The sequence below is a fragment of the Undibacterium sp. Ji22W genome, from assembly GCF_049340305.1.
GTDB lineage: Bacteria > Pseudomonadota > Gammaproteobacteria > Burkholderiales > Burkholderiaceae_D > Undibacterium.
Map to the genome: position 1 here is coordinate 1 of NZ_JBMPOU010000052.1, position 205 is coordinate 205.

Below are 205 nucleotides of genomic sequence, written 5' to 3' on the forward strand. Positions count from 1 at the left end.
ACGATTACGGTTGCGATTAGCAATGACACGGTGTTTGAAGGAGCTGAAAACTTCCAGGTGAACTTATCTGCACCGAATAATGCGACGTTAGGCACGGCGAGTGTGACGACGACGATACATGATGATGCTAGCGGCACAGGTGGTGGCGATGATGATCGCTTGGTAGTGACATCGGTCAGCAGCCCGACGGTTGGTGAAGGTGGTA

1 protein-coding gene is annotated in these 205 nt (G+C 52.2%); it reads left to right on the plus strand.

Annotated elements, in window-relative coordinates:
* A partial coding sequence (locus ACO0KW_RS20560) for a hypothetical protein (protein WP_423055202.1) occupies positions 1–205 on the plus strand: 205 nt, incomplete at both ends.